A 7,110-nucleotide genomic window follows, 5' to 3' on the forward strand; every position below is an offset into this window, starting at 1 on the left:
ACGTCGGGCCACGGTGCCCGGAGCGAGAGGGAACGAAGAAGCATGAGCAAGCTGCGTGTGGCGGTCCTCGGCGCGCGGGGGCGCCTCGGCTCGGAAGCGGCCCGCGCCGTCGAGGCCGCCGACGACATGGACCTCGTCGCCGCCCTCGGCCGCGGCGACCGCCTGGAGACGCTGACGGAGTCCGGCGCGCAGGTCGTGGTCGAGCTGACCACCCCCGCGTCCGTGATGGGCAACCTCGACTTCTGCGTGCGCAACGGCATCCACGCGGTGGTCGGCACCACCGGCTGGACCGACGAACGCGTCGCCGAACTCGCCGGCTGGCTCGACGGGGCACCGGGCACCGGGGTGCTCGTCGCCCCGAACTTCTCCCTGGGCGCCGTCCTCACGATGCGCTTCGCGCAGGTCGCCGCGCCGTACTTCGAGTCCACGGAGATCATCGAGCTGCACCACCCGAAGAAGGCCGACGCGCCCAGCGGCACCGCCACCCGTACCGCCCAGCTCGCCGCCGCCGCCCGCGAGGCCGCGGGCAGCCCCCCGCAGCCCGACGCGACCGCCTCCGCCCTCGACGGCGCCCGCGGCGCCCGCGTCGACGGCATCCCGGTCCACTCGGTGCGGCTGCGCGGCCTCCTCGCGCACCAGGAGGTCCTTCTCGGCGGCGAGGGCGAGACCCTCACCATCCGGCACGACTCCCTGCACCACAGCAGCTTCATGCCGGGCATCCTGCTCGGCGTGCGCCGCGTCGGCTCGGCTCCCGGCCTCACCTTCGGCCTTGAGCACTTCCTCGACCTCGACGGCTGACGCGGGCCCCGCGATGCGCGCGAAGGTCTCCTACACGCTCACCGCCGCCGCCCTGGCCGCGTACCTCGTCCTCGCGGGCGGCCGCGGCGTCCTGCTGCTGCGGCACGGTACGCCGCTGACGGTGGCGCTCGGCTGCGCCGTGCTGGTGCTGCCGCTGATCGGCGTCTGGTTCCTCTGGCAGAACACCCGCTTCGCCCTGCGCGCGGGCCGGCTGGCCGCGGAACTCGCCGCCGAGGGCGGGCTGCCCCCCGACGACCTGCCCCGCACCCCCGCGGGCCGGGTCGCGCGCGACGCCGCCGACGCGGCGTTCCTGCGGCGGCGCGCGGAGGCGGAGGCGGCACCGGGCGACTGGCGCTGCTGGTTCCGCCTCGCCGTCGCCTACCGCGACGCCCGCGACACCCCACGCGCGCGTCAGGCCATACAGCACGCGATCGCGCTTCACGCGCGCGTCACGGCCGACAAGGCGCGACGTACCCCCGCCTCTTCCTGAACCCGGCCCGCACGAGGCCGGGCGGCAGGGCCCCTCGGGCTTCAGGGCGTGCGCCGGTACTCCTCGGCCCACGCCTCCACGGCGTCGGCGGCCCGGTCGAACGACTCCGACCTGGCGAGGAAGTCGGCGTCGTGCGTGGTCATCAGCGGCGCCTGGGGCACCGGCGCGCCGCCCCCGGCTCGCGTCGACAGCAGCAGCGCCTGGCCCTGCACCGTGCGCGGCAGCCCCAGCCAGCGCACCGGCTGCTGCGCCGTGCGCACGGCGGCGACCTCGGCCCAGGGCGACGTACGGGTGACGAGGAAGCGCACCCGGCGCAGCCCCTGGGCGCTGACCCAGGTGCCCATCCGCAGCAGCCGCAGCGCGCTCGCGATGACGACGACGCCCAAGAGGGCGCAGACCGCGGCGGCCGTGGGGCCACCGGAGAACGCGATGATCACCATGGCCACCAGGACGTACGAGGCGAGCAGCAGCAGGAGCGCGGCGACGCCGACCCGCCAGGGCCCCGGCCGGTACGGACGGCGCCAGCGGTCGCGGTCCTCGTGCGGCAGAGCGACATCGCTCGCGGGGTCGTCGAAGGCGCGGTCTGCCGTCAGAAAGGACAGGGGCACGGCTGATCCTCACTCATCCGGAACGCGGGGTGTGCCCGGTGAGGCTATCCAGCCGTGCGGGGGCCCACCACCCTCGGGGGGCCGTACGTGGAGCCGCCCGGGGGCAGGAATCCGCCCTGGTGGGGAGGAAGCGGTCAGCGCCCGCCGTTCGCCTCCGAGTGCTGGGGGTGCGCAGGCGGATGGTCGGTGGAGAGCGCCGGGAGCCCGAGCAGGACGGAGCCCACGAGCCCCGCGACGAGCGTGGCGCCGACCAGGAGCTGCCCGGCGAGCTGCCCGCCGCTGGCACGCCTGCGCGGCGGGGGCGTCACATTGCTGCGGAACTCTTCGGCCTCGGCGATGAAGGAGAACGGGATGGACTCTCGCCGACGGAACATGGCGCTGCTTCTCTCGGGGGGTCGGGACGCCGCAGGGGTCGAAAGGAACGTGGTCACCCATACAGACGCTCGAATGCCCCGAAAGGTGCCCCGTTCCCCCGGTGTGACAGAAGTCGTGACCAAATCGTGCGGTCCACGCCGGAAGCCCGAAACGACGCACACGCACGTGTACGGCACGACGGCCCTACGCGCGTAAGCGCGAGGCCCTACGCGTGCGCGCCAGCCCTGCTCGCGCGCCCGCAGCACGCGTGCGCGGCGTGTACGCAGACGACGCGGCCGCGGCGCCGAAGGGGCACCGCGGCCGTCGCGAGGGGGCCCGCCGGGAGCGGAGGGGCGGGGAGGCGGGGCGCCTCAGACCTTGCGCCATCCCGGCACCCACGAGCCGTCCTCGACCGTGTAGTCGCCGAAGAGCGCCGGGGCCTCCTTGGCCATCAGCTCACCGACCTTGCCGAAGATCAGCCGGATCTCCTCCTCGGCGCCGGGGGCCGTCCTGTTCTCGATGACGTGCCGCAGGGTGCGCACGTTGGCCGTCCACACCAGGCCCGTGCCGAGACCCTCGGGCGCGAAGCGGCGCATGAAGGACGTCTTGGCCTTCTTCTCCGCGAACTTCGTGCCTTCCTCGTCGAGCCCGAAGTGGTCGGCCATCCAGCCCTGGAACTCCTCCATGCGCTCCAACAGCTCCGTCGCGCGCGACATCAGCTCGGCGTCCTTCTGCGCCCACTCGGGGAACCAGAACGGCAGGTCGTCGAGGCGCACGAAGCGCAGGGACTCCTGGGAGACGGCGACCCCCGCCCGGTGCCGCACCAGCTCGTGGGTGGCGACGCGGCTCACGTTATGGAGGACGAAGTTGAAGGTGACGTGTTCGAGCACCGAGCCGTGCAGGCTCGACAGGATGTTCCTGAGGTACTTCTCCTGGTCGTTGCGGATGCGGGTCACGTTGGGATTGAGCCCCGGCTCCCATGAGCGGTAGCAGATGCGGCCCGCGAATTCGGCCAGGTTCTGCGCGTCGTCCAGCTCTCCGCGGTCGACGCGCTCCAGCCAGCTCTCCCCTCCGACATCGGAGAGATAGGCGGCGATCTCGTCGTAGTCGAGGTCGGGACGGCCGATGAGGTGGACCTGCGGTTCGACCGCGTGCAATGTGATCACTCCAGTTCAGCCGGGATTCGCCGCCCGATTCTTCCATGCCGGGTGCCCCGCGCCGTCCGCGCGGGGAGGGCGCCCCGAGCCGTGCCGCGCGCCCGTCGGTGCCGCGCCGCGCCCGGGGGACGTACGGGACGTAAGCGACGTACCGGAGCGCGTTCTGGCTGGCTGGAACGGTTCTGCGGGCGCCCGGTTCAGCCGGGTGAAGTGTCCGTATTGCGGCATTTCCCGATATTCATCTAGCCTGATCGAACGGGTCCGGCACTGCTTGAACCCCCGAGCAGGCAGTGCCGGGCTCCACCCTTTGTCACATCGCGCCGTGTGCCCCGAAGGACCACCGCGCGCTGAGCAGCGAGTAGCGTATTACCCATGGCTCCGACCTCCACTCCGCAGACCCCCTTCGGGCGGGTTCTCACCGCCATGGTCACGCCCTTCACGGCGGACGGCGCGCTCGATCTCGACGGCGCCCAGCGGCTCGCCACCCAACTGGTGGACGCGGGCAACGACGGCCTGATCCTCAACGGCACCACCGGTGAGTCGCCGACCACCAGCAATGCGGAGAAATCGGATCTCGTACGGGCCGTGACCGAGGCCGTGGGCGAGCGCGCCCACGTGGTCGCCGGCGTCGGCACCAACGACACCCGGCACAGCATCGAGCTGGCCCGGGAGGCGGAGCGCGCCGGCGCGCACGGCCTGCTGACCGTCACGCCGTACTACAACAAGCCCCCACAAGAGGGGCTCTACCGTCACTTCTCGGCCATCGCCGACTCCACCGAACTACCGGTGATGTTGTACGACATCCCCGGCCGCAGTGGCGTCCCGATCAACACCGAGACCATCGTCAGGCTGGCCGAGCACCCCAGGATCGTCGCCAACAAGGACGCCAAGGGCGACCTCGGCCGCGCCGGGTGGGCCATCGCGCGCAGCGGCCTCGCCTGGTACTCGGGCGACGACATGCTGAACCTGCCGCTGCTGTCCATCGGCGCCGTCGGCTTCGTCTCCGTGGTCGGCCACGTGGTGACCCCCGAGCTGCGGGCGATGCTGGAGGCGTTCACGACGGGCGACGTCCAGAAGGCAACCGAGATCCACCAGCAGCTCCTGCCCGTGTTCACCGGCATGTTCCGCACCCAGGGCGTCATCACCACCAAGGCCGTCCTCGCCCTCAGGGGGCAGCCGGGCGGCCCGCTGCGGCTCCCCCTCGTCGAACTGTCGCCCGAGGAGACGGCCCAGTTGAAGCTCGATCTGGCCGCGGGTGGGGTAGAGCTGTAATCAGACTTCACAACTGAATATGCCGTACGTTGCCGCAATACACGACATTCCGCGACGGTCGCGATGCCGTATCGGCGGCGCATCACCGCAGGGCATGCGCCCTGCATCCGACAACTGCTCATGCACGAACGTCATGCGCGCCACGTGCCCCCGGTACGTGGCGCGCATGGTGAGGAGAGTCTTTTGAGTCATCCGCATCCAGAACTCGGCCCCCCGCCCAAGCTCCCCTCCGGAGGGCTGCGGGTCACCCCGCTCGGCGGTCTCGGCGAGATCGGCCGGAACATGACCGTCTTCGAGTTCGACGGCCGTCTGCTGATCGTCGACTGCGGAGTGCTTTTCCCCGAGGAGGAGCAGCCCGGAATCGATCTGATCCTCCCGGACTTCTCGTCCGTCAGGGACCGCCTCGACGACATCGTCGGCATCGTCCTCACGCACGGCCACGAGGACCACATCGGCGGGGTTCCGTTCCTGCTCCGGGAGAAGCCCGACATCCCCCTCGTGGGCTCCAAGCTGACCCTCGCCCTGATCGAGGCGAAGCTCCAGGAGCACCGCATCCGCCCGTACACCCTTGAGGTGGCGGAGGGCGACAGGGAGCGCATCGGGCCCTTCGACTGCGAGTTCGTCGCGGTCAACCACTCCATCCCCGACGCCCTCGCGGTCGCCGTGCGCACCCCGGCCGGCCTGGTCGTGCACACCGGCGACTTCAAGATGGACCAGCTCCCGCTGGACCACAGGCTGACGGACCTGCACGCCTTCGCGCGGCTCAGCGAGGAGGGCATCGACCTCCTGCTGGCCGACTCGACCAACGCGGAGGTGCCCGGCTTCACCCCGCACGAGCGGGACATCTCCCAGGTGCTGCGCCAGGTCTTCGCGGGCGCCCGCAAGCGCATCATCGTGGCCAGTTTCGCCAGCCATGTGCACCGCATCCAGCAGATCCTGGACACCGCGCACGAGTACGGCCGCCGGGTCGCGTTCGTCGGCCGCTCCATGGTCCGCAACATGGGCATCGCCCGTGACCTCGGCTATCTGCGGGTGCCGCCGGGCCTCGTCGTCGACGTGAAGACCCTCGACGACCTCCCGGACAGCGAGATCGTCCTCGTCTGCACGGGCTCCCAGGGGGAGCCGATGGCGGCGCTGTCCCGGATGGCCAACCGGGACCACCAGATCCGCATCGTGCAGGGCGACACCGTGATCCTCGCGTCGTCCCTCATCCCGGGCAACGAGAACGCGGTCTACCGCGTCATCAACGGCCTCACCCGCTGGGGCGCGAACGTCGTCCACAAGGGCAACGCCAAGGTCCACGTCTCGGGCCACGCCTCGGCCGGCGAACTGCTGTACTTCTACAACATCTGCCGGCCGCGGAACCTGATGCCGGTCCACGGCGAATGGCGCCACCTACGGGCCAACGCGGAACTGGGCGCCCTCACCGGGGTGCCGCACGACCGGATCGTCATCGCGGAGGACGGCGTCGCCGTCGACCTCGTCGAGGGCAAGGCCCGCATCACGGGCAAGGTCCAGGCCGGTTACGTGTACGTCGACGGGCTGTCCGTCGGCGACGTCACGGAGACCTCGCTCAAGGACCGCCGCATCCTCGGCGACGAGGGCATCGTCTCCGTCTTCGTGGTGGTGGACGCCTCCACGGGGAAGATCACCGGGGGTCCGTACGTCCAGGCACGCGGGTCGGGGATCGACGACGCGGCCTTCGCCGACGTCATCCCCAAGATCCAGGAGACCCTGGAGCGTTCGGCCCAGGACGGCGTCGTGGAGCCGCACCAGCTCCAGCAGCTCGTGCGCAGGTCACTGGGCAAGTGGGTCTCGGACAACTACCGGCGTCGGCCCATGATCCTGCCCGTTGTGGTCGAGGTCTGACACACCCCCGGGCCCCGGCCCGAGGACGGCCGGGCCCTCGGGCCCGGCTTCAACTCCGAGCGGAGCGCTCCGATTTGCATCCGAGCGCTCCGCTCAAGTACGTTTACGGCTCCGCCCCCGGGGAAGCCGAACCGTCCAGCCAAGGCTGGCAGAGGCTTCCGGAAGGCGGAGGCCGCCCAACGGCCACCGGACAGGAATTCCACTCCGAACGGAACTGAAATTCCATCTGGTACGGTTGGGAACACCGAAAGGGAAAGCGCCCGGAGGAAAGCCTGCTGAGTGTGGGTGAGTACGAAGGAAGTGTCCGTTCCTTGAGAACTCAACAGTGTGCCAAAAGTCAACGCCAGATATGTTGATACCCCCGTCCTGCCACGTTGTGTGGTGGGGTGGTGGTTCCTTTGAAATACATACAGCGAGGACGCTGTGGACCGGGAGGGATTTTTCCTTCCTTCTGGTTCCGCTCTCGTGTGTGTGATCCGGGATATCCCGGGAGCATTCACGGAGAGTTTGATCCTGGCTCAGGACGAACGCTGGCGGCGTGCTTAACACATGCAAGTCGAAC

The 7,110-nt window shown here is 70.5% G+C and carries 7 protein-coding genes and 1 rRNA gene; 5 read left to right on the forward strand and 3 right to left on the reverse strand.

The features are described from left to right. The first annotated feature begins 42 nt into the window (after positions 1–42). Both dapB and ACIBIW_RS31005 read left to right on the forward strand, forming a co-directional pair. Positions 43–798, forward strand: coding sequence for a 4-hydroxy-tetrahydrodipicolinate reductase (dapB, locus tag ACIBIW_RS31000; protein WP_399340838.1), 756 nt, complete (start codon positions 43–45; stop codon positions 796–798). A gap of 13 nt (positions 799–811) precedes the next feature. Then, on the forward strand, positions 812–1,288 hold the full coding sequence (locus ACIBIW_RS31005; protein ID WP_399340883.1) for a hypothetical protein: 477 nt from the start codon (positions 812–814) through the stop codon (positions 1,286–1,288). 41 nt (positions 1,289–1,329) lie between these two features. Here the strand turns inward: ACIBIW_RS31005 and ACIBIW_RS31010 are convergent, their stop codons facing one another. The 3 genes from ACIBIW_RS31010 to thyX form a co-directional block, all read right to left on the reverse strand. Continuing rightward, on the reverse strand, positions 1,330–1,896 hold the full coding sequence (locus ACIBIW_RS31010; protein WP_399340840.1) for a hypothetical protein: 567 nt from the start codon (positions 1,894–1,896) through the stop codon (positions 1,330–1,332). 134 nt (positions 1,897–2,030) lie between these two features. After that, on the reverse strand, positions 2,031–2,270 hold the full coding sequence (locus ACIBIW_RS31015; protein WP_399340842.1) for a hypothetical protein: 240 nt from the start codon (positions 2,268–2,270) through the stop codon (positions 2,031–2,033). Between the two features lie 351 nt (positions 2,271–2,621). Continuing rightward, positions 2,622–3,416 (reverse strand): FAD-dependent thymidylate synthase, encoded by a 795-nt coding sequence (gene thyX, locus ACIBIW_RS31020; protein ID WP_399340844.1) that lies wholly within the window; start codon positions 3,414–3,416, stop codon positions 2,622–2,624. Positions 3,417–3,779: 363 nt separating this feature from the next. Here thyX and dapA point away from each other — a divergent pair, with 363 nt between their 5' ends. The 3 genes from dapA to ACIBIW_RS31035 all read left to right on the forward strand — a co-directional run. After that, entirely contained in the window at positions 3,780–4,679 is a 900-nt protein-coding gene (dapA, locus tag ACIBIW_RS31025; RefSeq protein WP_399340845.1) for a 4-hydroxy-tetrahydrodipicolinate synthase, read from the forward strand. A 183-nt stretch (positions 4,680–4,862) separates the two neighbouring features. After that, the gene (locus ACIBIW_RS31030; RefSeq protein ID WP_399340847.1) at positions 4,863–6,548 is read left to right on the forward strand and encodes a ribonuclease J; all 1,686 of its coding nucleotides are present in this window, start codon (positions 4,863–4,865) and stop codon (positions 6,546–6,548) included. A 495-nt stretch (positions 6,549–7,043) separates the two neighbouring features. Beyond that, positions 7,044–7,110, forward strand: a 16S ribosomal RNA gene (locus tag ACIBIW_RS31035); the annotation flags it as partial.

This window comes from Streptomyces sp. NPDC050560, assembly GCF_044457285.1.
Taxonomy (GTDB): Bacteria; Actinomycetota; Actinomycetes; order Streptomycetales; family Streptomycetaceae; genus Streptomyces.